Genomic DNA, 25,902 nt, shown 5'->3' on the forward strand with positions numbered 1-25,902 from the left:
AATCATTAGTTAGCACTTTTGCCCGGTGTAAGGGACGTATTCATGCTTTCGTGGTTCATTTTAGTCGTATTATCGCCGGCGCCTGCAGCTTCGTCCGAACTTCCATGATTGTGGGCGCCAGAGCCTTCGACGACATATTTGGTTACGATGTCTTGGAACAATCCTTCTGGGAAGGAGGAATAGTAAGCCACATTGCTTGTTCCCGGTGTTGCCAGAGCATTGTATCCTTCTTGAGTGAGCGGCTGGGATTGCTGCTTCACTTCATTTACCCATTTGTCAAAATCTTCGTCTGAAGTCGCATTGACGTCAAAACGCATCTTGCCAAAATGTTCGCCGGTGAAGTTGGCGCCGGAGCCCCAGTACTTCCCTTCATGGTCGGCCTGCAAATACAGGGTCATCGCCATGCCCGACATCGTGTAAATCTGTCCGCCCAATTGCGGAATCCAGAACGAGTTCATCGGTGAATCCGCAGTGAGTTCGAATTTCACAGGTCGATCTGTCGGAATATTCACGGTGTTCACCGTAGCAATCCCCTGCTCCGGATACATGAACAACCATTTCCAATCCAAGGAAGATACCTGAATAGTAACGGGCGCTTTTTCCGAAGCCAGCGGCTTGGAAGGCTCAAGATCATACGTGTAACGAACGGTTACGATGGCAAGCAAACCAATGATAACGATTGGAATGGTCCACCAAATGACCTCGGCTTTCGTGCTATGAGCCCAGTTCGGCTCATAAGCGTTTTTGTTGTCCGGTCTCTCGCGGTAACGCCATACGATTACAGCAGACATAATCAGTACAGGAACGATAACGATCGCACAAAGAATGGTCGAAATCACGATCAGATCCCGCTGAGATGCACCGATAGGTCCCTTCGGATCCAGAACAACGTACTGTCCGCCTGCCAGCATTGGCCAAACGATCAGTGCAATTGTAACCAACGTCAGGACAATCGGAATGATGACCCGGGTAAGCAACCTAGGTTTCTTGTTCATCTTGATCCCCTCTCCTTAAATTCGCTAATACTAAAAAATTAGTATACTACTCTCTTCCTTCTAAAGATATCAGAAATGAGCAGGTTTTTTGTTCTTGTTAACAAATTTGTCGATTTTACACCCCAAATGTGTGAATTTTTTCTCACAAATCGCTTGCATGCTTGATATTTCCTTACAGTAAGACTTCACATCCGAAGTTAAAAATACGCCACGGGTGAGTCATTCTTGGTCAGGACGAGCCCATACAAAAATAAAACCCTTTGCAGTCCCGTTGAATCATTCAACGGATCCGCAAAGGGCTATTTGGGCTGGGATTCCGGAGACTCATCCAGCCTTATTATGTTCAAATCATTGAAGAATTATAATCAATCGGCACCTTCATCTTCTTTTCGTGAGTGAACCAAACCAATCGATTTGGCAATAACGTAAATGAACACACTGCCTACAAGAAAACCGATCCCTACCATCAAGCCAAGGTTGCGGTCGTTAAATTCGTTCAAGTTGATCAGGCACATGACTACTCCCGCAATCAATGCCACCCAGGCCAAAACGGTCATCGTCAACACTGCGCGCCGCATGTTTCTGTCTTTGCGCTCCAACTGGCTTACCATTGCTGTCTTCGATGCCATAGTAAACACTTCCTTTTCCATTTTTGTAAGTGCTTCCTTTTCATCAATATACCACATCAATATGAGTTTTAGTCATAAAATGTTCAAATTATTTTCGTTTTTTGGACACTTTATTTCTTGTCGAACTATTGACAAATAAGATAGCCCCTGAAATATTTATAACCCAAAAACCATCTCTTCATAACAACTTACGTTCCCTGGTCCTTGTCCAATTATGGAAAAGCGCTGAGCAAGCATGCCAAAAAAGGCAGAACCGCGGACGAACCGGATCCTGCCTCATGGCGAGACATGTGCTGTATAACATCCATTAACGCAATTCCAGCATTAACGGATTTCCAGCCAATTGTTTTTGATTACGTTCTGGTACCAGTAGTAGCTCTCTTTGGGCGTGCGTTTCAATGTGCGGTAATCCACATGGATGAGCCCGAAACGCATGCGATACCCTTCTGCCCACTCAAAATTGTCCATAAGCGACCACGCCATGTACCCTTTGAGGTTGATCCCGTCGCTGATGATCCGGTGAATCTGGGCCAAATGCTGCTCATAATACGAGATGCGGCGCTCGTCGTTGACGATGCCATTCTCGGGCTGATCGTTGATGCATGCACCGTTCTCGGTGATATACACTTCCACGTTTCCGTATTTTTGCAAATAGTGCATGAACTCGTACAAGCCGCGCGATTCGATCGGCCAGCCAATATCGGTACGCGTCAGACCCATGTTGAGTTCTTCCGATTGCAGCACGCCTGCTTCAGGGTTATACCGATTGATGCCCATGGTGTAATAATTAATGCCCAGCAGGTCAATCGGCTGCGAAATGATCTCCATGTCCCCATCCTGGATCGGTACCGTCGCCCCGGCTTGCTCGAACCAGTCCACCATGAATTGCGGGTAGGAGCCTTTATAGATCGGGTCAAGGAACCAGTCCGTGTTCAGCGCGATGGAGCGATCGCAGGCAGCCTGGTCTTCCGGCGTTTTGCTGTAAGGCTCAGCCCAGCATACGTTCGGAGCGATCCCGATTTTGCCTGTCGTGCCGAGACGACGGAACGATTGGACGGCTTTGCCGTGCGCAACGAGCAGGCCGTGGGCAACGTTCAGCGACGTTTGCAGGTCTTTGTTGCCCGGTGCGTGCACGCCCAGCAGATTGGACAGGAACGCGATGCACCATGGCTCGTTGAACGTCAGCCAGAAGTTGATTTTGCCGGAGAACTCTTTGAAGATGACTTCCGCATATTTCACGAAAGCATCTACCGTTCTGCGGTTGCCCCAACCGCCGATGTCTTCGAGCACTTGCGGCAAATCCCAGTGATAGAGGGTGCAGAACGGTTCGATTCCCGCTTCAAGCAATTTATCGACGAACCGATGGTAGAAGTCCAGCCCTTCACGGTTGATCTCTCCATCACCGTCCGGAATGATGCGCGGCCATGCGATGGAGAATCGATACGTATTGATGCCCAGTTTCTTCATTAACTCAATGTCTTCTTCATAACGATGGTAACCGTCGCATGCGATATCCCCGTTATCCCCGTTGAATACTTTGCCCGGCGTACGCGCAAACGTATCCCAGATGGATACACCGCGTCCTCCCTCTTGTGCTGCACCCTCTACTTGGTAGGAAGCCGTAGCCGTCCCCCAGCGAAAGTCTTTCGGAAATTGAAAAATGGTCATTGTACTCTCTCCCTGTCTTCGGCTGACACGCGGATCGTTTGTCCCGCGCCCACCATTAAATTCAATACATAATCTCCTTGCGGCGATTGCTCCACCTCTACCCCTTGCAAACCTTCCGCCAAAAGAGGTACTGCGCTGCGGATCGTCAGCGTTCCCTTGCGATCGGCCCGGATATTGGCCACGACCAATCGGCCATCGGCCCATTCCATATCCACGGTAAAGCCGCCTCTCGCACGCAGGCCGCTCACGCTGCCTTCTTTCCAGGCTCCCGGGAGCGAAGGCAACAGATGCAGCTCGCCCAAGTGGCTCTGCAGCAGCATTTCCGCAATACCGGCCGTGCCGCCGAAGTTGCCGTCAATCTGAAACGGCGGATGATCGTCGAACAGGTTCGGATGCGTCGATCTGGACAGCAGCGTGCGCACGAACCGATATGAATTGTCGGCATCCAGCAAACGTGCATGCAGATTGATCAGCCAAGCGCAGCTCCAGCCCGTATGCCCGCCCCCTTGGGAGATGCGGCGCTCCAGCGTAACGCGGGCCGCTTCCACAAGTTCAGGCGTACTGAGCCGATTGATCTGGTCTCCAGGGTATAAGCCATACAGATGGGATACATGGCGATGTCCCGGTTCGGACTCGGGGAAATCCTTGAACCATTCCTGCAGCTGGCCTTCTTTGCCGATCAGGAACGGATACAGCTTGCTGCGGGACTCACGAAGCTCCGTCACCAGCTCGTCATCCACGCCAAGCACGCCCGCTGCCTCGATGCAGCGGTCGAACAGCTCGCGAATCAGCGTCATGTCCATCGTGGACGCCATCGATACGCTGCGGGCCGTTCCGTCCTCTGCCACAAACTTGTTTTCAGGCGACGTGGACGGCGACGTCACCAAATATCCGTCCGGACCTTCCACCAGCCAATCCAGGCAGAACAAAGCGGCCTCCTTCATGATGGGATAAGCTTTCTCCGCCAGAAACGCCTCATCCCTCGTAAAGCTGTAGCGCTCCCAAAGATGCGCCGTCATCCATACGCCGCCCATCGGCCAGAATGCCCAGCTGGCATCCCCTCCGGTTGGCGTCGATTGCCGCCAGATGTCCACGTTATGATGCGTCGTCCAACCGCGTGCACCGTAAAGGATACGCGCAGCTCTGCGCCCGGTATGGCTAAGATCCTCGAGCATGGCAAACAAGGGGTCATGGCATTCGCTCAGGTTGCACACCTCTGCTGGCCAATAGTTCATTTCGACATTGATATTGGTCGTATAATCGCTGAACCATGGCGGCTCCACCTGATGGTTCCATATGCCTTGCAGGTTGGCAGGCTGCGTGCCAGGACGGGAACTGCCCATGAGCAGGTATCTTCCGTACTGGAAATACAAAGCCTCCAGCCCCGGATCGGCGGCGCCCCCTTGATACGCTGCCAAACGTTCGTCGGTTGGCAGCTCCGCATTGGCGGACGAGCCAAGGTCGATCGACATACGTGCGAACAACGAGCCATGGTCTGACACGTGCCGCTCACGAAGCTGCTCCAACCCGGTTTGGAGAGCCTGTCGCAGGATGGCATCGCATGTTTGTTCCAGTTCTGCGGCTTCCTTAACCGGCATCACATCATAGCCGGCAAATGCTGTTGCCGCAGTCAAGCACAACAGCACTCGGTCAGCGCCCTGAATGAGCAATGTGCCTTCGTCAGCGGAGATCACGGCTTTTTCGCCCAACGCTTGTACAGACAGTTTGGCGGCATATGCCATTCCGCGATCTTCTTCATAAACGACCGATTCCGGATGATCGCGGAAATAGTTCGACTCCACATGGCTCGGACATCGGCTGTACATCACGACGCTGTCACCGCTGGCCTGCACGGTATAGGGATGCGGGCTGTCCAACGTCAGACTGACGTTGACGGCCCCTGCACGATCCGCGGACAGGGACAGTACGATGACATCATCAGGCGCACTTGCATATATTTCGCGTGTATAGCGAATTCCTTCATATTGATAGCGGGTTGCGGCAATTCCCGTTTCCAGGTCGAGCTCGCGTTCGAAATGCTCAAGTTCAGCACGTTCCAATCCATTCTGCCGGAGCAATAAATGGCCCATGGGTTGATAGGCTTCCACGTCGTGCCCCAACATTTCGCGGTTCAGCAAATCTTCGGCTTCGCTGTACTGTCCGGCCGCGATCAATTCACGCGTGCGTTTCAAATATCTCTGGCTGCTGTAGTTCACCGTATCACGCGGGAATCCGGACCACAGCGTATCTTCATTTAATTGGATGCGTTCTTCCGCCGCACCGCCGTAAACCATGCCGCCAAGGCGACCGTTCCCGATCGGCAGCGCTTCTTCCCATTTTGCCGCCGGTTGACGATACCACAAGCGATTCATGCCTGTTGTTCCATTCGTTTGGCCCATATTCCGACTCCTGTTCATTGAGTATCGTTCTAAATATAAAACGTTTTCGTAATATCCAAAAAAATATAAAACTCACTTTTCCATAAGTCTTTTTTTGCTTTCATCCTACCGTCTCTGATACCGATCACCTGAAAGTGCTTACACCTGAAAATTATATTGGATTTCGAAAAAAGCGTCAATGGAAAGCATCACAACCGAAGCAAAATATATAATAACGAAAAAAGAGGCTCCATTGCTGGAACCCCTCTCCGATTCATCATGTATCTTTACGTATATGGCTGAACGTATTATTGTACGTCTTTGCCCGTCCACAACGACACGCGGTCTTTGACCCAAGTCGTATATTGTTTTTCCATCTCTACCGCGCCTGCTTTGTCCAGCTCGGCAAGGAAATCGTCATACACTTTGTCGAAGTTCTCCGGCGTTGTCAGAACAGCCTCTGGAATCCGTTTGCGTACGATGTCCTGTGTTTTTTGGAAAGTGACGTTATAGTCTGTATCAGAAGGAACCGGCATGTTGTATGCTGCTCCCCATTCTTTCAATGGAAGGTCTTCTTCCGCAGGGAAGAATTCTTTCCATGTCGTAATGCCGTAAGCCTTCAATGTTTCTTTCTCTGCCGGCGTGTAACCTGCCACGATCTGCTCAGGGAAGTTCGTAGTGTAATAGTTGCCCGTAGAGTCTTTCACGCCATCGCCGTATCTTGCGCTGAAAATGTTGTACATGCCGATTCCTGTTTCTTTGGAGAAGGCAGAGTTGTCATTCGTTTTGCGGTCCTGGATTTCGTCAGGAATGACGCGTTTGCCATCTTCCACTTTATAGTGTTCGCCTTCGATACCCCAGTTTCTGAGCACTTGTCCTTCATCCGAAGCAAGCCAGTCCATGAACTTGATGATGCGAACCGGATCTTCGGCGGAAGTTGTAATCCCGATACCGTAACCGTCAAAACCGGTTGGCTGGAACGAATGGTCGACGATCTGGTCGTTCAGGGATACGGAGAAGTGAGCATAAGTGCTGTCGTCTTTACCCGCAGCTTTCAGCGCGTTCTCAGCCTCTTGATAGTTCCACTCTTGGTCGATCAGACCAAGTACGCGGCCGCTGGCGATTTTGGATTTGTATTGGTCGTCTTTTTGCACGAAGGTGTCTTTATCAAGCAGTCCTTCATTGTACATTTTGTTCAACCAACGGAAATATTCTTTCTCTTCCGGACGTTTGTAGTGAAGCATCGCTTCGTACGTTTCCGGATTGATGTAGTACTCGCCGTCATCCGGTGCTCCCGTAGCTTGGAAAGCCGGGTTCGTTACGGTGATCATGATTTTCCAGTCGTCGGCATTCAGCGTCAGCGGAATCGTCGGCTGTCCGTCGATCGTCGGATGTTTTTCTTTATATGCTTTCAGCACGTTTTCGAAATCTTCAAGCGTTTTCACTTCAGGATATCCAAGCTCCTTCAGCACTTTCTGCTGAATCTCGAATCCACCTGTTGCGTCAAACGTCACATTATCTACACCCATGTTGGTTGGGATCGTATAAATCGCTGGATCTTCCTTGCTGTATTTCAGACGGTTCATCTGATCACCATAGATTTTCTTCAGGTTGGGAGCATGCTCCTCGATCAGATCCGTCAGGTCAAGCATTGCACCGGCATCAACGAGCTTGGACAAGTTTCCTTTCGGGAAAATAATGTCCGGGTAGTCGCCGCTCGCTGCCATCAGGGAAATTTTTTGCTCGCCGCCATTGTTGACGTCGAATTCGGCTTCAATGGTAACGCCCGTTTTTTCGGTAATCTTCTTGCCTACGGCATCCTGCATTTTGTTCCAGACCGGATTCGGATCGGCCCCAAAGAACGAAATCGTGATCGGCTCTGTTCCGGATGATTCACCGGATGAAGCGGATTCCTTGCTTCCCGAATTTCCGCAACCAGCAGTAACGAGCAACGCACTTGCAAGCAGCAGCATTGCAAAAGTCTTGGGTGTATTACCTTTCATTTTGCCTTTCATTGTCTAGTTCCCCCTATTTATGAAGGTTTTATCTGTATAACAGGCCAAGCCTGAAAATACCAAAGCATTTGGATCAACGATTCAAAGCAAATGAATGCGCTTTAAATTATGCGTGATACAGGTGTAACTGCCTCGATCCATCCGGGACAGGAAACTTCGCACTACACATAAGATAAAACGTTTTCGAAATTCACTTTAAAACGCTTACTGAAAGTGCTTACACGTAGATTATATGCTATATTTCGCCATCGGTCAATAGAAAAAAAGGGCTTCCGACGGAAACCCTTTTTTCAAGAAATTCAGCAGCTTATTGCGCTGTCCCTTCTTTTATTGAACGTCTTTGCCGGTCCACAGCGATACGCGGTCTTTGATCCAACCGGTGTATTGTTTTTCCATCTCCACCGCGCCTGCTTTGTCCAGCTCGGCCAGCATGTCGTCATACACTTTGTCGAAGTTTTCCGGTTTGGCAAGAATGGCTTCCGGGATCCGTTTGCGAACGATATCCTGCGTTTTTTGGAAAGCTACATTATAATCCGTATCGGAAGGAACCGGCATGTTGTATGCTGCTCCCCAATCCTTCATAGGCAGTTCATCTTCCGATGGGAAAAATTCCTTCCATGTCGTGATGCCATACGCTTTCAATGTTTCTTTCTCTGCCGGCGTGTAGCCCGCTACGATTTGCTCAGGGAAGTTCGTGGTGTAATAGTTGCCTGTAGAATCCTTCACGCCATCGCCATATCTTGCACTGAAGATGTTGTACATACCGATCCCTGTTTCTTTGGTGAACGCCGAGTTGTCATTCGTTTTGCGGTCCTGAATTTCGTCAGGAATGATGCGTTTGCCGTTTTCCACTTTGTAATGCTCGCCTTCAATCCCCCAGTTTCTCAGCACTTGCCCTTCATCCGAAGCAAGCCAATCCATGAACTTGATAATGCGAACCGGGTCTTTGGCGGAAGTCGTGATTCCGATGCCGTAACCGTCAAAGCCGGTTGGCTGGAAGGTATGATCCACGATCTGGTCATTCAAGGATACCGAGAAGTGTGCATACGTGCTGTCATCCTTACCGGCTGATTTGAGAGCGTTCTCAGCTTCTCCATAGTTCCATTCCTGGTCGATCAGACCAAGAACGCGCCCGCTGGCGATTTTGGCCTTATACTGGTCATCCTTCTGTACAAAGGTATCTTTATCAAGCAGTCCTTCATTATACATTTTGTTCAGCCAACGGAAATATTCTTTTTCCTCGGGACGTTTGTAGTGAAGCATCGCTTCATACGTTTCCGGGTTGATATAATATTCCCCGTCATCCGGCCCGCCTGTTGCTTGGAAAGCCGGGTTTGTAACTGTAATCATGATCTTCCAGTCGTCGGCATTCAATGTCAGCGGAATCGTTGGCTGGCCATCGATCGTTGGATGTTTCTCATAATAAGCTCTTAATACGTTTTCGTAATCCTCAAGCGTTTTTACTTCAGGGTAGCCCAGCTCTTTCAGCACTTTTTGCTGGATTTCGAATCCGCCCGTGGCATCAAACGCTACATTGTCTACACCCATGTTGGTCGGGATGGTATAGATCGCCTGGTCTTCCTTGCTGTATTTCAAGCGGTTCATTTGGTCGCCGTAAATTTTCTTCAGGTTGGGAGCGTGCTCCTCAATCAAATCGGTCAGGTCAATCATTGCGCCTGCATCAACCAGTTTGGACAGGTTTCCTTTAGGATAAATGATATCAGGGTAATCACCACTGGCAGCCATCAAAGGTATTTTCTGATCTCCGCCATTATTCACGTCATACTCGGCTTCAATGGTCACGCCTGTTTTTTCGGTGATCTTCTTGCCTACCGCATCCTGCATCTTGTTCCAGTTTGGACTTGCATCTGCGCCGAAAAACGTAAACGTTACCGGACTTGTCGTATCATCCGTTTCACCAGGCTTTTCCGAGGCCGTACTTCCTCCTGTGCTTCCGCATCCTGCCGTAATGGCAAGCGCGCTTGCGAGAAGAAGCATTGCGAACGTTTTTGGTGTTTTCCCCTTCATGTGTAATCCCCCTTATGGATATAATGAAGCATTATAGTGTATAACAGGCTGGCCTGTAGATACCATGGACTGGCGAAAAACCCTGCACTTTTTTTGCTTAAATGCAATTAAAAGCGTTTTCTTAAATGAATTCGACGATTCATCCTCGCCTCAATTGAAGTACAAGTTGCCATCAAAAAGACGTTTACATCGGTACAAGGATCCATGCTCAACTGAAATGTAAGTGCTTTCATACCTGAATAATAATACCTTGCATAACTCCTTGTCAATAACCAATTTTAAAAAATGAAAACGGTTTTGGGAAAACGTTTTAGGCATAAAAAAAAGACCCAAATCAATGGGTCCTTTCTTTTTTAAACTTGACTCGCCGCTCAAACGAGAAGATCTTACTGGCCATTCCACAGTTTTACGCGGTTTTGAATAAGCTCTGTATATTGTTGTTCCATTTTCGTAGCTCCTGCTGTCTCCAAATCAGCCAGCATCGTATCATACACACTGTCAAACTTGTCGACCGGACTCAGGATCGCTTCCGGAATGCGTTTGCGGATAATGTCCTGTGTCTTCTGGTAGATGACGTTATAATCCGAGTCGCCAGGAGTCGGCAAGTTGTAGGCTGCGCCCCACGCTTTAACCGGGAACTCATCCTCTTTCGGGAACAGATCCTTCCAGGTTGTTGCACCGTAAGCCTTGAGGGTTTCCTTCTCGGCATCGGAATAAGACGCTACGATTTGTTCAGGGAAGTTCGTTGTATAGTAGTTGCCTGTCGAATCCTTCACGCCATCGCCGTAGTGACCCGTCATGTTGGTGTACAGACCGATCCCTGTTTCCTTCTGGAAAGCCGCTGCATTGTTTACTTTTTGGTCCAATACATCTGCAGGGATAACGCGTTTCCCGTCCTTCACTTCATAGTGTTTACCTTCAACTCCCCAGTTTATCAATACTTGGCCTTCCTCGGACGCCAAATAATCAAAGAACTTGATCGTACGTACCGGATCGGGATTCGAAGTGGTGATTCCTACACCCCAGCCAGATACAAAGCCCGGATCTTGGAAAGAATGGTCCTTGATGTCGCTGGACAGCGTTACAGGGAAGTGGGAATATGTTGCTTCATCCTTTCCTGCCGCCTTAAGCGCGTTCTTGGCATCAGCATAGCCCCAATCCTGATCGATTACGCCAAGTACGCGGCCGCTGGCGATTTTCGATTTGTACTGGTCCGTTTTTTGCACAAAGCTGTCTTGATCAAGCAATCCCTCATTGTACATTTTGTTCAACCAACGGAAGTATTCTCTTTCCTCCGGACGTTTGTAATGAAGCATCGCTTCATACGTTTCCGGGTTGATGTAATATTCTCCATCATCCGGAGCGCCTGTGGACAAGAAAGCCGGATTCGTTACGGTAATCATGATTCTCCAGTCGTCCGCATCCAGCGACAGCGGGATGGTTGGCTGACCATCAATGGTTGGATGTTTTTCTTTGTAAGCTTTCAACACATTCTCAAAATCCTCAAGTGTCTTCACTTCAGGGTAACCGAGCTCTTTCAGTACACGGTGTTGAATACCGAAACCGCCGCCTGCGTCAAAATATTGCTGATCTACCGCGTAATACGACGGCAGCACATAAATGGCCTGGTCTTCGTTGCTGTATTTCAGCCGGTCCATGTAATCACCATACAGCTTTTTCAAATTAGGAGCATATTGATCGATCAGATCCGTCAGATCTATCATTGCACCGGCATCCACAAGCTTGCTGAGTTCACCTTTCGGTGAAACAATGTCGGGATAGTCTCCGCTTGCTGCCATCAAAGAAATTTTGTCCTGGCCGCCGCTTACCGCGAATTCTCCGTTAAGGGTAACCCCGGTTTTCTCTGTGATCACCTGGCCTACTTCGTCTTTCATACTGTTCCAGTTGGAACTTGGGTCAACGCTGAAAAAACTGAACGTAATTGGAGACGTATCCCCGCTTGTGTCCTCGTATGCTCCATTGCTGCTGTCACCGGCTCCGCCACCGCAGCCTGCGAGTAAAGACATCGCAAGCACGGGAGCCAGTGCGGCTTTCATTTTGAAATTCGCCATGATGGTAATTCCTCCCTAATCCATATGTCTATCTTGTGCGGGACTTTTTTGTCCCTGTCTATAGCTTCATGGATGCCGTCGCCGCAGCCCTATACGGTGAAACGCCAACCGAGGTTGGCATTTCGGGCATCCCGAGCTTTTTTATTATACTGTTTCTCTTTACAGTTATCTTTATCTCTGTATTTTCTGTGACTTTCTTATATCTGTGTTGACCAAGTCTTATGATTTTACAGCACCCAGCGTCATACCGCCCACAAAGTATCTTTGCAGGAACGGATACACGATCAGGATTGGAACCGTAACGACGATGGTAATCGCCATTTTGATGGACTCAGGAGAAACCTGTGCCATCTGCTGTGCCAAGTCGTTGACATTACGCCCTGCACCAGAGCCTTGTTGGGTACTTTGCAGTACCTTCATCAGCTCGTACTGGAGCGTAGTGAGATGCGCTTTCGAACCGTTGTACAGGTACGTATCGAGCCATGAGTTCCATTGCCCTACAGCCAGGAACAATGCGATCGTTGCCAGTACCGGCTTACAGAGCGGCAGGATGATTTTGTAGTAGATCGTGAAGTCATTCGCACCGTCCAGCTTCGCGGATTCCTGCAAGGCGTACGGCAGGCCGTCGATGAAGGAACGGATAACGAAGACGTTGAACGCACTGATCATGCCCGGCAATACGTAAACCCAGAACGTGCCGATCAGGTGCAGGTCGCGCATCAGGATGTATATCGGAATCAGACCGCCAGTGAAATACATCGTAATCGCCAGCGTAGTAGAAACGAATTTTCTCAATTTGAAATCAGGTCTGCTGAGCGTAAAGGCAATCATCGAAGAACTGATCAAACCGAGCAATGTACCTACAATCGTACGGAGAATAGAGATTTGCAAACCTTGAAGCAAGCTGTCATATTGAAAAATCGTTTTATAGTTTTCCAGCGTAAATTCCCGAGGCCATAAGTAAATTCCGCCACGCACCGTGTCCATCGAATCGTTCAATGAGATCGCGAGTACGTTCAGGAACGGATACAGCGTTACGATCAGCACCAGGGCCAGCACGAGAACATTGAATAGATCGAACAGTTTATCGCCACGAGTTGCATTGAATGATTTGTTCGCCATATGGTCTCCCCCTCCCTACATGATGCTTTCTTTCGTGAATTTTTTGAACAATCCGTTCGCCGTGAACAAGAGAATGATACTTACGACGGAGTTGAATATCCCGATTGCCGTACCGTATGAGAATCGTCCCAAGTTCAAACCATAGTTCAGCGCATATAGATCAAGGACTTCCATATAGTCGGTGACGAGGCTGTTACCCAGCAGCATCTGTTTCTCGAACCCGTTGCTGACCAAGTGACCGATGGACATGATAAACAATACGGAAATGGTTGTCCGGATACCAGGCAGCGTAATGTGCCACATCTGTCTCCAGCGGTTTGCACCGTCAACCCGGGAAGCTTCGTACAGCTCTTGGTCGATCCCCGTGATGGCCGCCAAGTAAATGATCGCGTTCCAGCCGCTTTCTTTCCACATGTCTGAAGCGGTTACAATGTACCAAAACAAGTTGCCTTTCGCCATGAACTGGATGGGTTGATCAATTAAATGCAGGCCCATCAAAATGTCGTTGACAATACCGCCGTCCGTCGAGAGCATTTTGGTAATAATCCCTGCAACAACGACCCAGGATACAAAGTGAGGCAAGTATGATACCGTTTGCACGGTACGTTTAAAGAATTTGCCTTTAAGTTCGTTCAGCAAGATCGCAAGGAAAATCGGCACAACGAAACCGACAATCAGTCCCATAAAACTCATTGCCAGCGTATTTCTAAGTACCAGATAGAATCGTTCGTCACTGAACAGCTCTGCAAAATGCTTGAAACCAACCCACTGCTGTTCCGAGAAACTTCTGGCCGGTTTATAATTTTGGAAAGCCATCGTCCATCCCCATAGTGGCAGATAGTTGAATACAAAAACCCAAACTACGAATGGCAATGACATGAGATAAAGAAACTTTTGTTGCTTGATACTCTCCCAAATTGCATTCCGCCGATTTGTGGGCGGTTTGGGGTCACTGCTCTTTTTCGCGGAAGCGGATTGTTTTGTCAGCGTTTCCATCTCCGTTCCCCCTCCTCTAATTTATAGATTAATCATACCTGATAGAGCGTTTTCAAAATACCAGCTTGATTTTAGAGAAAATCATATAAAAATTAGATATGGACCAGGTCAATGAGACATTTTGCATGCAAAATCAGTCATTATTCAGCCTTTTAATTTAATAAAATGAAACATTTTGGTAATTATAATTCGAAATGGAAAATAACGAAAACGTTTTTGGAAATCGTTTACCCGTGCTAAATCAAACGCACGTATTCATGTATTTCTCTCCACATTTCATTAGGAAGCCCTTCCCGTCTCTATATAAGCAGAAACAAAAAAAGAAGCCTTTGCAGGCTCCTTCAATCTATAACGCGAAACGAATGGGCTGCAGCTTCACCAGACCTAGCAGCTGCCCTGCCGAAATGGACGATTCCGGCCTAAATTCGTCCCCCAGCAGATAAGCAAGCATTTCTTGAAACAGAAAGCTCGCTTCCGGACGTTTCATCATCGCAATATCGGAAAAAGGAAATGTCGATAAGAGCAGTTTGCCCTTGCCTACGTTGGCCTCAAAAGCGTAGGCCAGCCGTTTCGCCCTGTGAAAGTGATCGATCACTTCAATTAAAGGCTGTACCCCTGCCAATGTGTCCAAACAGATCGCTGGCGTGCCCTGAATGAGATGATACCAATGCCAGTCGGACGCTTGATCATGGGGAAACCTTCCCAGCAATGGCAATCGATCAGGCAGGCATAGTCCCATGGTTGCGCCATGCTGGGTGGCAAACATAAGATAGTTCCAGAAGACGGGCAGGTATTTGGTCTCTACCGCATCATACAAACCCTCGGCATTCGTCTGGAGCCAAACACTTCCCCCATTGACCAAAACATCGAGTACATTGGGGGTCAAAGATGGCGTAATGATCAGGCCGGTACGATCTTCACGCAGCAAATGATGCCCGTTCAGATCATCCAACTTTCCTTCGTGAGCCCCCAGCAGGTAAGGCTGCAATTCGCTGATACTGTTCCAGATCCGGTGGCTCTGTTCATGGACCTGATACCGCGGGAATGACCACCCGTGCCAAACATTTGCAGCTATTACCTCTCCACGGGTTGACCTGATCTCCGCTTCGATGCAAAATCCGGTTGCCCCCTCCCGCGGGGCATTTACGTTCAACGTTCCCAGAGATCGGACAGATCCGCAAGCCACGTCATCGCAGCTCCATCCTCCTTCGCTTATCGTTTCGCCATCGCGGACCAAACGCCACTGCACCGATACGTTCTGAAGGGGCTCCGTTCCGTAATGCGATACGCTGACCTGGGCTTGAATGGCCTCCCCGCCAAAGAAGGTGCGCTGATCGCAGCCCAGCAGCAGAACGATTCCGGCATTGCACCGCCGGAATTCCTCGGGCTCAATCATGCCTTTGCTCTCCCAGAACACATCCAGGATGCCTGTCGTGGCATGTCCCTGCCCGGGAAAATCGCGAATATCAAGCAGCTGCAAGCCTGCTGCATCCGACGTCCGGCGCACCCGCTCCATGGCCTCCTTGAGCGAACGGACCAAATGCCGGCCGCTTGCCTGCTGATAACGCTCCAGAATGTCGCCCTTCATCCCTTGGCGAGATAGCGATTCTTCAATCGGCTCCAGCCAGCTTGGCCGAAGAACGCCCGTGTATTTACCCTTCTCTTGAGGACGCACGTACATGGTGAACTGCGCGTGTTCATGCCCGATGACCGGACGATCGGACAGCCGGGTCACCGCACGGTAATCAAGCGTGGTGTCAGGTACAGCAGACCATTCCGACTCCAACGGCGGGTGCCAATTCAACGACTGGATATAAAAATCCGCCATTCTGCCTTGGGCCGGCAATTGCCCGAACCCCGTGTTGTCCGTGTACAGCCGCGTTGAATCCATGCTGCGGGCATGCTCTACAAGCTCGTTCAGCTCGGGATGGCCATTCGGCCCGATGAGCTCGTTGCCCAGCGAAAAGAGCACGAACGATGGATGCTTCTGCAAAGCGTCAAGCAGCCCGTCCAGTTCGCGCTTCAGAAAAGAGAGGACATCTTTCGGAGCGGCCTGTTCCCGATTCTCGAACCATCTCGACCAATGCGGGAGCTCGGCCTGCACCAGCATCCCCTCTTCATCCGCGGCTTGCCAGAACGGTTCCGGCGCGCTCCAGCCGTGCAAACGAACATGATTGAATCCGTATGACTTGGCCGTCCGGAACTGTGAAATGTATTGCTCCTTGTCCCATACCGGATACCCTGTAAGCGGGAAAATGCAGCAGTCCACGTACCCTCGCAGGAACACAGGCTGTCCGTTCAAAAGAAACCGGGTTCCGCTCGCCTCGAAGGAGCGCATACCAAAGGTCAGTTCAACCCGGTCCAACTCCTGTTCTCCGTTCTGCAATCGAACAATCATCTTATACAACTGTGGAGAAACATCCGACCACAGGGCCACCTTTTTTTCCCGCCCCAGATCCAGCTCCCATGGCTGAAGCTGAACAGAACTACCAGCAAGCTCCGCCCGGTCATTCGCTTTTAAGATATCCGTGGTCACATCATGTACTTTTTCCGTTAGCCATGTGCCATCAGGATGCTGAACCCGCACATGCAGCTTAAGTTCATCAAACACTTGCCGATGAGGAAGGTTCAATGAACCACGGAGCGCCATCGTACCTCGTTCGGGATCCTGGTCTGCCTTCAGGCTCTCGATATGGTACGGCGGCATCGCATCCAGCCATATTCCTCCCGTCACGCCGCCCCACGCCGTTGCAGTATGCAGGGAATGAATATGACTGCCGCCAAGCGGATATTTCATCGTGTTGTCTACGCGCAGCACCACTTCGTTAGAGGTCCCTTGTTTGACCAGTGAAGTAATGTCCCACGCATGCTTGCAAACGAGGCTTTCCTGCAGGCCTGCATGCTGGCCATTGATCCAGAGATCGGTCGTCCAGCGAACCCCGTGAACCCTAAGCACATAATGCATGCCAGGATCAGCCGGGATATGTACCTCGCGCGAATACCAAGCCGCTCCCTCATATTCCCGAACCTTGGTCCATGTGTCGATTCGCTGGTACGTTGGCGCTTCGCCATACCCCTGTTCCTCCCATGAACCCGGAACTTGAATCTCCCCCCAATCCAGGTCAGGTAAAGCCAATGTCTGTTCTGGAGTCTGTTCGCCAGAATCAGGATCCAGCGCAAATTGCCATATGCCATTCAAATCCATCGTTTGCCGGGCCGTCCTCACTTCCAAAAAGGTCATCAATGTTCTCCTCCTCGCTCAAGGCCTACAAAGTACATCCAGTTTACGTTGGTTCTTCCAAGATCACCATTGCTTATCCATTGTTCTCGATGGACGATTTCATGAAAATCCGTCGTTCCCCCATTTCATGTACCAAGACCAAAAACCACCAACCCTTTTATGGCTGGCGGTTTTCATGTTTATATAGATCATGACCAAGATAACCGAAAACGTTTTATTTTATGAAGACGAAGGTGGATCGTCCGGAGAATTCGACAACAGATTATTCTCCTCCGGACTCCCCGGATTGACCTTTGGATTGCGAACGTGCCTGTTTATAGGCCGAAGGTGACTCACCCACGTATTTTTTGAATTTTCCGTGGAAATAGTCCACATTGGCATAACCGACTCTGGCCGCCACCTGATGAACCTTCAGCCCTTCGTCGAGCAATTCCTTCGCCTTTTCCATCCGCACCTTGTCCAAAAACGCATTGAAATACTCTCCCGTGTGGTTTTTGAACAATTTACCCAAATAGCTGCTGTTATAATTAAATACTTCGGCTAACACTTCCAGCTTGAGATTCTCTCCGGGATTACGCCGGATGAAATCAATCATCTGCTTCAGCACCGTATCTTTGCTGCCGCCGCCCATACGCCCGATCAATCCGGTAAGATGGCCTTCCGCCATGATTTTCAGATCGGACAAGGTTTGCTGATGGTATACTTCCGTAATCAACATGGAATGCTCCTGCATAATCGGCTGCATATGCTCGTTCGCTGCAGCAAGCTTGTTCAGGGCAAGGGAAAAAATTTGCGAGAACGCCGTTTTGATGGCCTGTTCTGACCGGTGATAGGGAACGATGCGCTCCTCCATCTCCGACAATACGCGCATAACCGATTCGCTGCTGCGAATGTCGAGCGCGTAGTAGAGCTTGTCTGCCAGCTCAGACTCGTCGGGCGCGCTCATTTCTTCCGCAGGCAAAGACGTGCCCCGTTTCAACTCGTCGCTCCACAGCATCACCCTTTTCTCCGCAAACAGAAAACGGTCGTTCAGCACCGCATTGGCTTGCTCGTAGGACAACGCCATGTCATGGACGGAATGCACGGGTTGGCCGGCGGCCGCATACATGCGGATCTCCCACTCTCCAAGCAGTTGGCTCCATTCTTCGTACAGCCCCTTGGCCGCTTCCTCGGTCGTCAGCGGTTCCCTGCACAGCAATCCCAATCCGGAATGGAAGGAAAAAACGATCCCCCTGTCCTTGTGGTCAAAGGCATCCACCAGTTTCCGTTTCACTGCATTGCTCCGCTGCACGTCCGGAGCCGCATGCAATTCGAACAGCACGATCTGGTACATCGGCCACCGCAGCCCGAGCGTGTCCGCTTCCCCGCGGCCCTCGAGATGATCGAACAGCAATGCTTCGATTTGATGTTCACGGTACGCCGTATCTTCGCCGACATGCCGGGTCAACGCTTCGCGCTCACGTTCAAACATCCCTGCAATACGCTGCAATTCAGCAATCATCTCTTCCTCGTCAACCGGTTTAAGCAGGTAACCGTCTACGCCGAAGCTGATTGCTTTCTTGGCATAATCGAAATCCGCATAACCGCTCAGGATCAAGAAATGCGATTCGGGATACTGCTTGCGGATCTCTTCAATGACGTCTAGTCCGGTCATGCCGGGCATGCGGATGTCGATGATCGTCAGATCGGGGCGGAGCTCCGGAAAAAGCGAGATGGCTTCCCTCCCGCTGCCAGCCGTGCCCGCAATTTCAAACCCGTATTGTTCCCAATCGATAATGGTGGTGAGTCCTTCGCGTATGCTCGGTTCGTCATCCACCAAAAACACTCTATACATGCTCGTCCCCTCCTGCAGGCAAGGTAAACGTAATTTCGGTCCCTTCCCCATACTCGCTTGAAATCTGTAATCCATGCTCCTCACCATAGGTCAGCGTCAGCCGCTGATGCACGTTCCTCAAACCGATTCTGCTCTTCTCCTGTTCCTCCGGCCCGCTGACGAATTGCATCACCTCAGCCAACCGTTCTTCCGTGATTCCGGCACCATCATCGCGTACGCGGACCTGAACCATGCCCCGTACCGGGCGAATGTCTACTTCGACATGAACCGTGCCTTCCTTATTTTCCAGGCCATGCACGATGGCGTTTTCAACCAAAGGCTGAATGATCAATGGCGGAATGTACATCTTTTCCAAGCCCGCATCGACGTGAATCCGGAACGCCAGGCGGTCAACGTACCTGAATTTCTGAATCTCCAGGTAAGAGCGCACCATTTCAAGCTCGGCCTGAAGGGTTGTTTTGCCGCTTCCGATCTCTAGGCTTTTCCGCATCAGCTTGCCCAACAGCCGAACGATATTGGCAATCTCCGCTTCGCCTTGAATATGCGCTTTCATGCGAATCGACTCCAGCGCGTTGAATAAAAAGTGCGGATTGATCTGGCTTGCCATCATTTTAAGTTTAATCTCTTTTTGGGCAATTTCCAATTGGTTGTTCTGCTCCGTGGTCTCCACGACCTGAACCATCAGTTCGTTGATGCTCTTCACCATGTAGTTGAACTGGCGGGACAGCTGTCCGATTTCGTCATTGCCGTCGATGCGCGAGGTCACATTCAAATCGCCCAGCGCAAGCTTGTTTAATTGTTTGCTCAGCCGCAAAAGCCGATTCGAAGTCAGAAACGAAATAATGTATACCAATAACAGGGCAATCATAAGCACAAGGATAATGAAAATAAGGCCGATCATGCTGATCATATTCGCATCTTTCACAATGTCCTTCGTTTCGAAAACCGAAATGATCTTGAGGCTGTTTATGCTCGAACCCGGCCGGAGCTCGTCAATGACGATATTGGACGGTTCACCCCGAAAGTCGGCTTCCAGCGTTCCCTTCGCCTGGTTCTGCAAATCGACGCCGAAATCGAGCTCATTGAGCGTTTTGCCGACCCAATTCGTATTTTTGGCTGCGATGACATATCCCTGCTCATCCGTAATCAACGTTTCGAAAGGCTCCTGCCGTAACAGCTCATTAAGCTCGTCCTGATTGATTTCGATCATCAGCACCCCTCGCGAACGATATTCAGGAAAAGGTACTTTTCGAACCAGGCTGAGCTTGTGCACCGGATTGTCTCCCTTGTCGGGAATGTAAAACCAGCCGATGCTGGTGGAGGTCAACGCCTTTTTGTACCAATAACTATCCCTGGTCTGCTCATCCACCGGAATAAACTCCAGATTGTTGATCAACGTCGGGTTGGTGGAATAGAAACGAATGCCCGCCACTTCGCGGTAAAGGCGCTTGTATTCCTGAAAATCCTTGTAGGCCAGATAGGCGCTGGTCAGTTCGACCACGCTCTCATAACGTTTGTTCACGATTTCCTTCAGGTCCTCGTTAAACATAAGAATGTTGGAAATGTCCGTAGGTACGCGCAGCAGCGTCGTCGTTTGGGTCTTCACTTTCTCCACGTTATTTACCGTCTGCTCGATGGCATTGTTCAATGCCTGCTGCCGGAAATAGGCCGTCACCGCCAGTCCGATAATTAAAACGGGAACCATCACGACAAGCACGTACGATATAAGCAATTTATGCTTCAATTTGAGATTGTTGGAGATCCGTATCAGCCTTCTCAGCATATTCTGCACCTTCTTCGTTGGTCTAAGCGCTTACAAATAGGGTACAGGATCACGGCAATCCTGCCCTTCTGAACTATCATACCATATCCTGAAAGCAAAGAGGCCGCCACTGCCATGGCGACCTCGTTATGCATTTATTTATTGCCCCTATACATTATGGGCGCGGCGTTTCCACGCCGTTCAAAATGAGGATGGGATGAATGTCCGCGCTGAGGGACGCGGAGACCGCGCAATATTTTTCTTCGGCCATTTGGATCGCTTTCCAAATCCGGTAGTCCGGAATATCTCCATCCACGCGGAAAATCAGGTCGACCGACGTAAACCCTTTGGGCATGCCTTCACTGCGCGTGCCTTGTGCTTCGATCTCGATGGATGAAATTTTGTCGAGGAAGGCATCCAGAATCATCGTGATGTCGATGCCCATGCAGCCGCCCAGGCCCGCAAGCAGCAATTCCATAGGGGTGGCTCCTTTTCCGTCGCCGCCGTATGCAGCCGTGGCATCCAAACCTACGGGGTAACCTGAAGGTCCTTCCGAGACGAAGGCGCGTTTGCCTTTCCATACCGTTGTTACGTTCATGTTGTTGTCCTTCTTTCCCTATTATAATAAATTCAAAATTCCGTCATCTGTTGTAAAAATCGGCGCGTGCGCTCCTGCTGCGGACGTTCGAAGAAATCCTTTGGGTTCGCTTCTTCCACAATGACGCCATCGGCCATGAACACGATTTTGTTCGCGACGTTGCGGGCGAACTTCAATTCATGAGTCACGACAAGCATCGTCATGCCTTCCTGCGCCAGCTCCTTCATGACGGATAACACTTCGCCGACAAGCTCGGGGTCAAGCGCCGAGGTCGGTTCGTCGAACAGCATGACTTCCGGCTCCATCGCCAGCGCCCGGGCAATCGCCACGCGCTGCTGCTGCCCGCCGGACAATCGCGAAGGATAGGCATCCTGCTTCTCAAGCAGGCCTACCCGATCCAGCAGCATGCGCGCACGGGCGGCCGCTTCGTCGCGTTTCACTTTTTTCACCGTGACGAGCCCTTCCATGACGTTGCCAAGCACAGTTTTATGCGGGTACAGATTGAATTGCTGAAACACCATGCCTGTACGGCGCCGGATATCCTGCACGCGGGCGCGCTGGGTTTTCGGCGCATCCTTGCTGTCCACAACGATGCCGCTGACTTCGACCCGCCCGCCGGTCGGCTGTTCAAGGCCGTTGATGCAGCGCAGCAATGTGCTCTTGCCCGAGCCGCTCGGCCCCAGCAGCACGACGATGTCTTTGGCATTGACATGCATGTTAATATTTTTGAGCACTTCATTTTGATTAAAGTGCTTGCTTAATCCCGTTATGTTAATCACCGGTACTCCCCCATTCAGTAAGCCCGGGCCAACCGGCGCTCCACCTGTTCCAAGATGGCCGAGAAACCGATGCTCATTATCCAATAAATTACGCCGATCGCCAAATAGAACGGCATGTTCACATAGTACTGCGATACGAGCAGCTGCGCGGAGCGAAGCAATTCGGTGACGCCGATGGCGGCCACGAGCGACGTTTCCTTCAGCATGCCGATGAAGGTATTCCCCATCGGCGGGATCGCGATGCGGACCGCCTGCGGAAACACGATCCTCCACATCGTTTGGGATCTCGACATGCCGGTAGCATAAGCCGCCTCGCTTTGCCCTTTAGGGACAGCCTGAATGGCACCCCGGAACGTTTCAGACAGGAAGGCCCCTGCGTTCAGACTGATAGCAAGACAAGCCGCCGTAAGTGATCCCAGCGTGACGCCGTAATCCACCAACCCGTAATATATGACGAATAATTGCACCAGCAGCGGGGTTCCCCGCATGATGGATACATAGAAGCGGGCGATCAGCCGGAGCCACACCGGACCTTTCAAGCGGGCGATGGCTACTAATATCCCGATAAAGAAGGCAAAGAACATCGATATTACCGTGACGTACAGCGTGTAATACGCCCCCTTCAGAAAGAAGGGGATATTTTCAAATACCAATTCCATGGATCAAACTTCCCTTCGTCCTGCATGTTTTTACTTCGCAGGCTCTTCCCCGAACCATTTTTTGAAAATGGTCTTGTACGTGCCGTCATCCTTCATGGCTTTCAGAGCTTCGTTCACTGCAGCTACCAGTTCCGGATTGTTTTTGCGGACCGCAATGCCGGCCTGATCGCTTTTAATCGCTTCCCCTACCGCTTTGATCTGGAATCCGTTCTCGTCCACGATCGGTTTGAGGGCGTACATGTTGTTGATGGTTGCATCGATTCGGCCTGCATCAAGATCCTTCAAGGAAGTGATGACGTCATCGTAGGTTTTGATCGTGAAGTCTCCGACTTTCGGCAGCACTTCATTGCGCAGATACGATTCATCGTTGGTGCCAAGTCCGACGCCGATCGTTTTCCCTTTGAAATCCTCCAGCTTGGCGATGTCGTTGTTCGTCTTTTTCACGATGATTTTAACTTCGTTCGTGATGTATGGATCGCTGAAATCCAGCGCTTTCTTGCGTTCATCCGTAATCGTCATCTGGCTGACGATGGCATCCAGCTTTTTGGATTGCAGGCTTGGGATCAGTCCAGAGAATTCCTGGGAAACAAACTCGACCTTAACGCCGATGCGTTTGGCTACCTCGCGCGCGATATCCGCGTCGAAACCGTCCATTTCCTTTTTATCGTTCAAGAAGTTGTACGGAGGGTATGTACCCATCATGCCTACCTTCATGACACCGGCCGATTTGATCTGCTCCAGTTCATTGGCGGCTTTGGCCTCGTTGCCGGTTCCGCTGTTGGACGTTTTGCTGCCACATGCGCTAAGTACAAGCACGGTCAACAGCAGCAGGGTCGTCGTCAGTGTCCAGCCTTTGCGATGTTTGATTCCATCGGATTTCGTACGAATATTCATGGGATTAACTTCCTCTCATTCATGTTGTTAATGATCTTGGGCCAAGTTCATTTGGCCATCAAAGGTGACGGGACGGGACATTAGCATTATTCCCCTTGCCCGGCTGAATCATGTAAACCTTGGAACGTAGCATACGTCCCGCTATGAACCGAGCAAACCGTAGAACTCAAAACTTGCCGCCTCGGAAGCAAGAGCTTCCGGGCTAATGTGCCCTACATCTGTGTGCAGTTCATCGGAGCCGAATAACCACCGTGTAATCATGCCTTCAATCATGCTTACAAGCAGCGCCGCCCTGACGGGAACATTCATCGTCTTTGGCAGCATGCCGAGTTCAATCGCACGTTCCATATTGTGTCGAAATGCCTTTTCCACCGCTCCACGTGTATCTTCCACAAGATGGCTGACCGATTCTTCTCTCACAATGCCGCGCAAGAGCAGTTCCATGAAATAACGATTTTCTGCGGCAAACGTAAACAAATCGATGAACAGACGTTCGGACGCCTTCACCATGTCTTCGATGCTTCCCGCATCCTTGCGGTATCCTTGGCCTATGGCCTCTAGCAGTTTCTCCCGCCCGGTCAGAACGATCTCCTCTGCGATGGCTGCCTTGCTCTTGAAATGCCAATAGAACGTTCCTTGAGCGACGCCGGCTTCGCGCACAATATCCGATATTTTGGTCTGTTGGTATCCCTGTACGGCAAAACGCTCCGTGGCAATTCGAATAATCTGGTCGCGGCGTTCTTCGCCCGGTTCCATTGGGTTGACTTTGGACATTTGAAATCCTCCCGATTGATCAGTCAGTCAATAGTAATATCCTATTGGATAACTGGGTTTTTGTCAATATGGTTTTAATTTCATAATTTCCTGCATATGTTGAAGTTAGAGGCGTTTCTGATCATAATAGATGTTAGTCTGGTTCAGCATGCGATTTCTGGACTGGCATTGTCAAGCAGGACAGGCTTTATGCCGTCGTCTGCATTTCAAGGAGGAAGAGCATTGGATATTTTATCATCGATTATTATGGGCATTATCGAAGGTTTGACTGAGTTTTTGCCCGTGTCCTCGACCGGACACATGATTCTGACTGCCCACCTGTTGGGCTTATCGGAGGACAACGAGTCAGTCAAAACGTTTGAGGTGGTGGTTCAACTCGGGGCCGTGCTTGCTGTAGTGGTGTTATATTGGAACAAATTCATCGATATGTTCCGCTTCACCGGGGGCAAGCGAAGTTATGGCAATCGTTTGAATCTCCTCCACATCTTCTTGGCAATGGTTCCTGCGGTGGTGATCGGTCTGGTCTTCCGGGATTGGATCAAGGCTCACCTGTTTGGACCGCAAACGGTCTTGTACAGCCTTGTTATCGGCGGGATCCTGATGATCGTGGCAGAGCTTTGGAGCAAACGCAGCCGCCGAATTACGACGCATGACGTCGATGATATTACCTATACCCAGGCATTTGTTGTAGGCCTATTTCAAATTTTGGCCCTGTGGCCGGGCTTTTCCCGCTCCGGATCGACCATCTCGGGCGGTTTGTTCGCCGGAATAAGCCGGGTCGCCGCAGCCGAATTCACCTTTCTCGTATCCGTGCCGATTATGTTCGGTGCCACAGGTTATGATCTATACAAGAGTATGGACCATTTGGCCACGACGGATTTCCCGGTGTTTGCCGTTGGTTTTATCGCCGCATTCATCGTAGCCATGCTGGCCATCAAAACGTTCCTTTCCGTTCTGAAGCGTTTGAGCCTTTCCGTATTCGCGGCGTATCGCTTCGTGCTTGCAGCAGTCTTTTTCTTCATCTTGATGTAACGCAAATGGCGGCCTTCGTTCCTTTCGGAACGCGGCCGCTATTTCATTGTTCTCCTATAGCTACAAATATATGTATACGACAAATTACGACCACTTCTTGGCTTGAACTTCCTTTCTCGACTTGCGGTACTCCAACCTTCGAAGCAGATTAAAGCGGTTCCGCTTCCTCTCCTCCAACATTTGCCTCATGCCTCGAATCAACAAACGGTATCTCAGATCGTCTTCATGGCTCAACTGATGCATTTCTTGAAAAAAAACTTTATTCATCATTGTCTCTCCCACTCCACAATTCTGTCTATACTCTATTCATTATATAGATACGTACTAAACAAAATCTCAACATAGCTCGTTTCTTGTCGAGAACTGCCTTTTTGAGTCGGAAAATAAAAAAACAAAAACCGCCTGAATGTAACTTTCAGGCGGTTT

General features: G+C 50.1%; 19 protein-coding genes. 1 reads left to right on the forward strand and 18 read right to left on the reverse strand.

Annotation, left to right across the window (positions count from 1 at the left end):
• Window positions 1-5 precede the first annotated feature (5 nt).
• From cyoA to SNR34_RS27080, 17 genes are all read right to left on the reverse strand, one after another.
• Window positions 6-995, reverse strand: coding sequence for a ubiquinol oxidase subunit II (cyoA, locus tag SNR34_RS27000; protein WP_236420510.1), 990 nt, complete (start codon window positions 993-995; stop codon window positions 6-8).
• Window positions 996-1,360: 365 nt separating this feature from the next.
• Window positions 1,361-1,624, reverse strand: a complete 264-nt coding sequence (locus tag SNR34_RS27005) for a hypothetical protein (protein WP_339274692.1) — start codon at window positions 1,622-1,624, stop codon at window positions 1,361-1,363.
• Window positions 1,625-1,948: 324 nt separating this feature from the next.
• A complete protein-coding gene (locus SNR34_RS27010) occupies window positions 1,949-3,292 on the reverse strand; it encodes a GH1 family beta-glucosidase (protein WP_236420508.1) in 1,344 nt (447 codons plus the stop codon).
• Complete coding sequence (locus SNR34_RS27015) at window positions 3,289-5,691, reverse strand: glycoside hydrolase family 95 protein (RefSeq protein WP_486180589.1); 2,403 nt, start codon at window positions 5,689-5,691, stop codon at window positions 3,289-3,291. Before SNR34_RS27015 ends, SNR34_RS27010 begins: the two co-directional genes overlap by 4 nt.
• Before the next feature lie 287 nt (window positions 5,692-5,978).
• The gene (locus SNR34_RS27020) at window positions 5,979-7,685 is read right to left on the reverse strand and encodes an ABC transporter substrate-binding protein (RefSeq protein WP_438286883.1); all 1,707 of its coding nucleotides are present in this window, start codon (window positions 7,683-7,685) and stop codon (window positions 5,979-5,981) included.
• Window positions 7,686-8,012: 327 nt separating this feature from the next.
• Window positions 8,013-9,713 carry an ABC transporter substrate-binding protein gene (locus SNR34_RS27025; RefSeq protein ID WP_343262007.1) on the reverse strand — a complete coding sequence of 567 codons (1,701 nt, stop codon included), beginning with the start codon at window positions 9,711-9,713 and terminating at the stop codon, window positions 8,013-8,015.
• Window positions 9,714-10,099: 386 nt separating this feature from the next.
• The gene (locus SNR34_RS27030; RefSeq protein WP_236420505.1) at window positions 10,100-11,785 is read right to left on the reverse strand and encodes an ABC transporter substrate-binding protein; all 1,686 of its coding nucleotides are present in this window, start codon (window positions 11,783-11,785) and stop codon (window positions 10,100-10,102) included.
• A 219-nt stretch (window positions 11,786-12,004) separates the two neighbouring features.
• Entirely contained in the window at window positions 12,005-12,907 is a 903-nt protein-coding gene (locus SNR34_RS27035; protein ID WP_236420504.1) for a carbohydrate ABC transporter permease, read from the reverse strand.
• 15 nt (window positions 12,908-12,922) lie between these two features.
• Window positions 12,923-13,903, reverse strand: coding sequence for an ABC transporter permease (locus tag SNR34_RS27040; RefSeq protein WP_339274695.1), 981 nt, complete (start codon window positions 13,901-13,903; stop codon window positions 12,923-12,925).
• 346 nt (window positions 13,904-14,249) lie between these two features.
• A complete protein-coding gene (locus SNR34_RS27045; RefSeq protein WP_486180590.1) occupies window positions 14,250-17,144 on the reverse strand; it encodes a glycoside hydrolase family 2 protein in 2,895 nt (964 codons plus the stop codon).
• 262 nt (window positions 17,145-17,406) lie between these two features.
• Complete coding sequence (locus SNR34_RS27050; RefSeq protein WP_486180591.1) at window positions 17,407-18,978, reverse strand: response regulator transcription factor; 1,572 nt, start codon at window positions 18,976-18,978, stop codon at window positions 17,407-17,409.
• Complete coding sequence (locus tag SNR34_RS27055) at window positions 18,971-20,761, reverse strand: sensor histidine kinase (protein WP_486180592.1); 1,791 nt, start codon at window positions 20,759-20,761, stop codon at window positions 18,971-18,973. Before SNR34_RS27055 ends, SNR34_RS27050 begins: the two co-directional genes overlap by 8 nt.
• Before the next feature lie 154 nt (window positions 20,762-20,915).
• Window positions 20,916-21,338, reverse strand: coding sequence for an OsmC family protein (locus tag SNR34_RS27060; protein WP_486180593.1), 423 nt, complete (start codon window positions 21,336-21,338; stop codon window positions 20,916-20,918).
• Window positions 21,339-21,370: 32 nt separating this feature from the next.
• Complete coding sequence (locus tag SNR34_RS27065) at window positions 21,371-22,117, reverse strand: amino acid ABC transporter ATP-binding protein (protein ID WP_486180594.1); 747 nt, start codon at window positions 22,115-22,117, stop codon at window positions 21,371-21,373.
• Window positions 22,118-22,131: 14 nt separating this feature from the next.
• Window positions 22,132-22,776, reverse strand: a complete 645-nt coding sequence (locus SNR34_RS27070; RefSeq protein ID WP_236420497.1) for an amino acid ABC transporter permease — start codon at window positions 22,774-22,776, stop codon at window positions 22,132-22,134.
• Between the two features lie 30 nt (window positions 22,777-22,806).
• Window positions 22,807-23,643 (reverse strand): substrate-binding periplasmic protein, encoded by an 837-nt coding sequence (locus SNR34_RS27075; RefSeq protein WP_236420585.1) that lies wholly within the window; start codon window positions 23,641-23,643, stop codon window positions 22,807-22,809.
• Between the two features lie 168 nt (window positions 23,644-23,811).
• Window positions 23,812-24,444, reverse strand: a complete 633-nt coding sequence (locus tag SNR34_RS27080; protein ID WP_236420496.1) for a TetR/AcrR family transcriptional regulator — start codon at window positions 24,442-24,444, stop codon at window positions 23,812-23,814.
• A 189-nt stretch (window positions 24,445-24,633) separates the two neighbouring features.
• Between SNR34_RS27080 and bacA the strand changes: the two genes are divergently transcribed.
• Window positions 24,634-25,476 carry an undecaprenyl-diphosphate phosphatase gene (gene bacA / locus SNR34_RS27085; RefSeq protein WP_236420495.1) on the forward strand — a complete coding sequence of 281 codons (843 nt, stop codon included), beginning with the start codon at window positions 24,634-24,636 and terminating at the stop codon, window positions 25,474-25,476.
• Between the two features lie 84 nt (window positions 25,477-25,560).
• On the opposite strand, the gene SNR34_RS27090 is transcribed toward bacA, so the two are convergent.
• Window positions 25,561-25,743 carry a hypothetical protein gene (locus SNR34_RS27090; protein WP_339274704.1) on the reverse strand — a complete coding sequence of 61 codons (183 nt, stop codon included), beginning with the start codon at window positions 25,741-25,743 and terminating at the stop codon, window positions 25,561-25,563.
• Between the last annotated feature and the right edge of the window lie 159 nt (window positions 25,744-25,902).

The organism is Paenibacillus sp. XP01, assembly GCF_057364885.1.

What these genes read in the sequence shown, in the direction of transcription:
- cyoA (WP_236420510.1), bottom strand. Translation starts at nt 995, where the DNA reads ATGAACAAGAAACCTAGGTTGCTTACCCGGGTCATCATTCCGATTGTC.
- SNR34_RS27005 (WP_339274692.1), bottom strand. Translation starts at nt 1,624, where the DNA reads ATGGCATCGAAGACAGCAATGGTAAGCCAGTTGGAGCGCAAAGACAGA.
- SNR34_RS27010 (WP_236420508.1), bottom strand. Translation starts at nt 3,292, where the DNA reads ATGACCATTTTTCAATTTCCGAAAGACTTTCGCTGGGGGACGGCTACG.
- SNR34_RS27015 (WP_486180589.1), bottom strand. Translation starts at nt 5,691, where the DNA reads ATGGGCCAAACGAATGGAACAACAGGCATGAATCGCTTGTGGTATCGT.
- SNR34_RS27020 (WP_438286883.1), bottom strand. Translation starts at nt 7,685, where the DNA reads ATGAAAGGCAAAATGAAAGGTAATACACCCAAGACTTTTGCAATGCTG.
- SNR34_RS27025 (WP_343262007.1), bottom strand. Translation starts at nt 9,713, where the DNA reads ATGAAGGGGAAAACACCAAAAACGTTCGCAATGCTTCTTCTCGCAAGC.
- SNR34_RS27030 (WP_236420505.1), bottom strand. Translation starts at nt 11,785, where the DNA reads ATGGCGAATTTCAAAATGAAAGCCGCACTGGCTCCCGTGCTTGCGATG.
- SNR34_RS27035 (WP_236420504.1), bottom strand. Translation starts at nt 12,907, where the DNA reads ATGGCGAACAAATCATTCAATGCAACTCGTGGCGATAAACTGTTCGAT.
- SNR34_RS27040 (WP_339274695.1), bottom strand. Translation starts at nt 13,903, where the DNA reads ATGGAAACGCTGACAAAACAATCCGCTTCCGCGAAAAAGAGCAGTGAC.
- SNR34_RS27045 (WP_486180590.1), bottom strand. Translation starts at nt 17,144, where the DNA reads ATGACCTTTTTGGAAGTGAGGACGGCCCGGCAAACGATGGATTTGAAT.
- SNR34_RS27050 (WP_486180591.1), bottom strand. Translation starts at nt 18,978, where the DNA reads ATGTATAGAGTGTTTTTGGTGGATGACGAACCGAGCATACGCGAAGGA.
- SNR34_RS27055 (WP_486180592.1), bottom strand. Translation starts at nt 20,761, where the DNA reads ATGCTGAGAAGGCTGATACGGATCTCCAACAATCTCAAATTGAAGCAT.
- SNR34_RS27060 (WP_486180593.1), bottom strand. Translation starts at nt 21,338, where the DNA reads ATGAACGTAACAACGGTATGGAAAGGCAAACGCGCCTTCGTCTCGGAA.
- SNR34_RS27070 (WP_236420497.1), bottom strand. Translation starts at nt 22,776, where the DNA reads ATGGAATTGGTATTTGAAAATATCCCCTTCTTTCTGAAGGGGGCGTAT.
- SNR34_RS27080 (WP_236420496.1), bottom strand. Translation starts at nt 24,444, where the DNA reads ATGTCCAAAGTCAACCCAATGGAACCGGGCGAAGAACGCCGCGACCAG.
- bacA (WP_236420495.1), top strand. Translation starts at nt 24,634, where the DNA reads ATGCCGTCGTCTGCATTTCAAGGAGGAAGAGCATTGGATATTTTATCA.
- SNR34_RS27090 (WP_339274704.1), bottom strand. Translation starts at nt 25,743, where the DNA reads ATGAATAAAGTTTTTTTTCAAGAAATGCATCAGTTGAGCCATGAAGAC.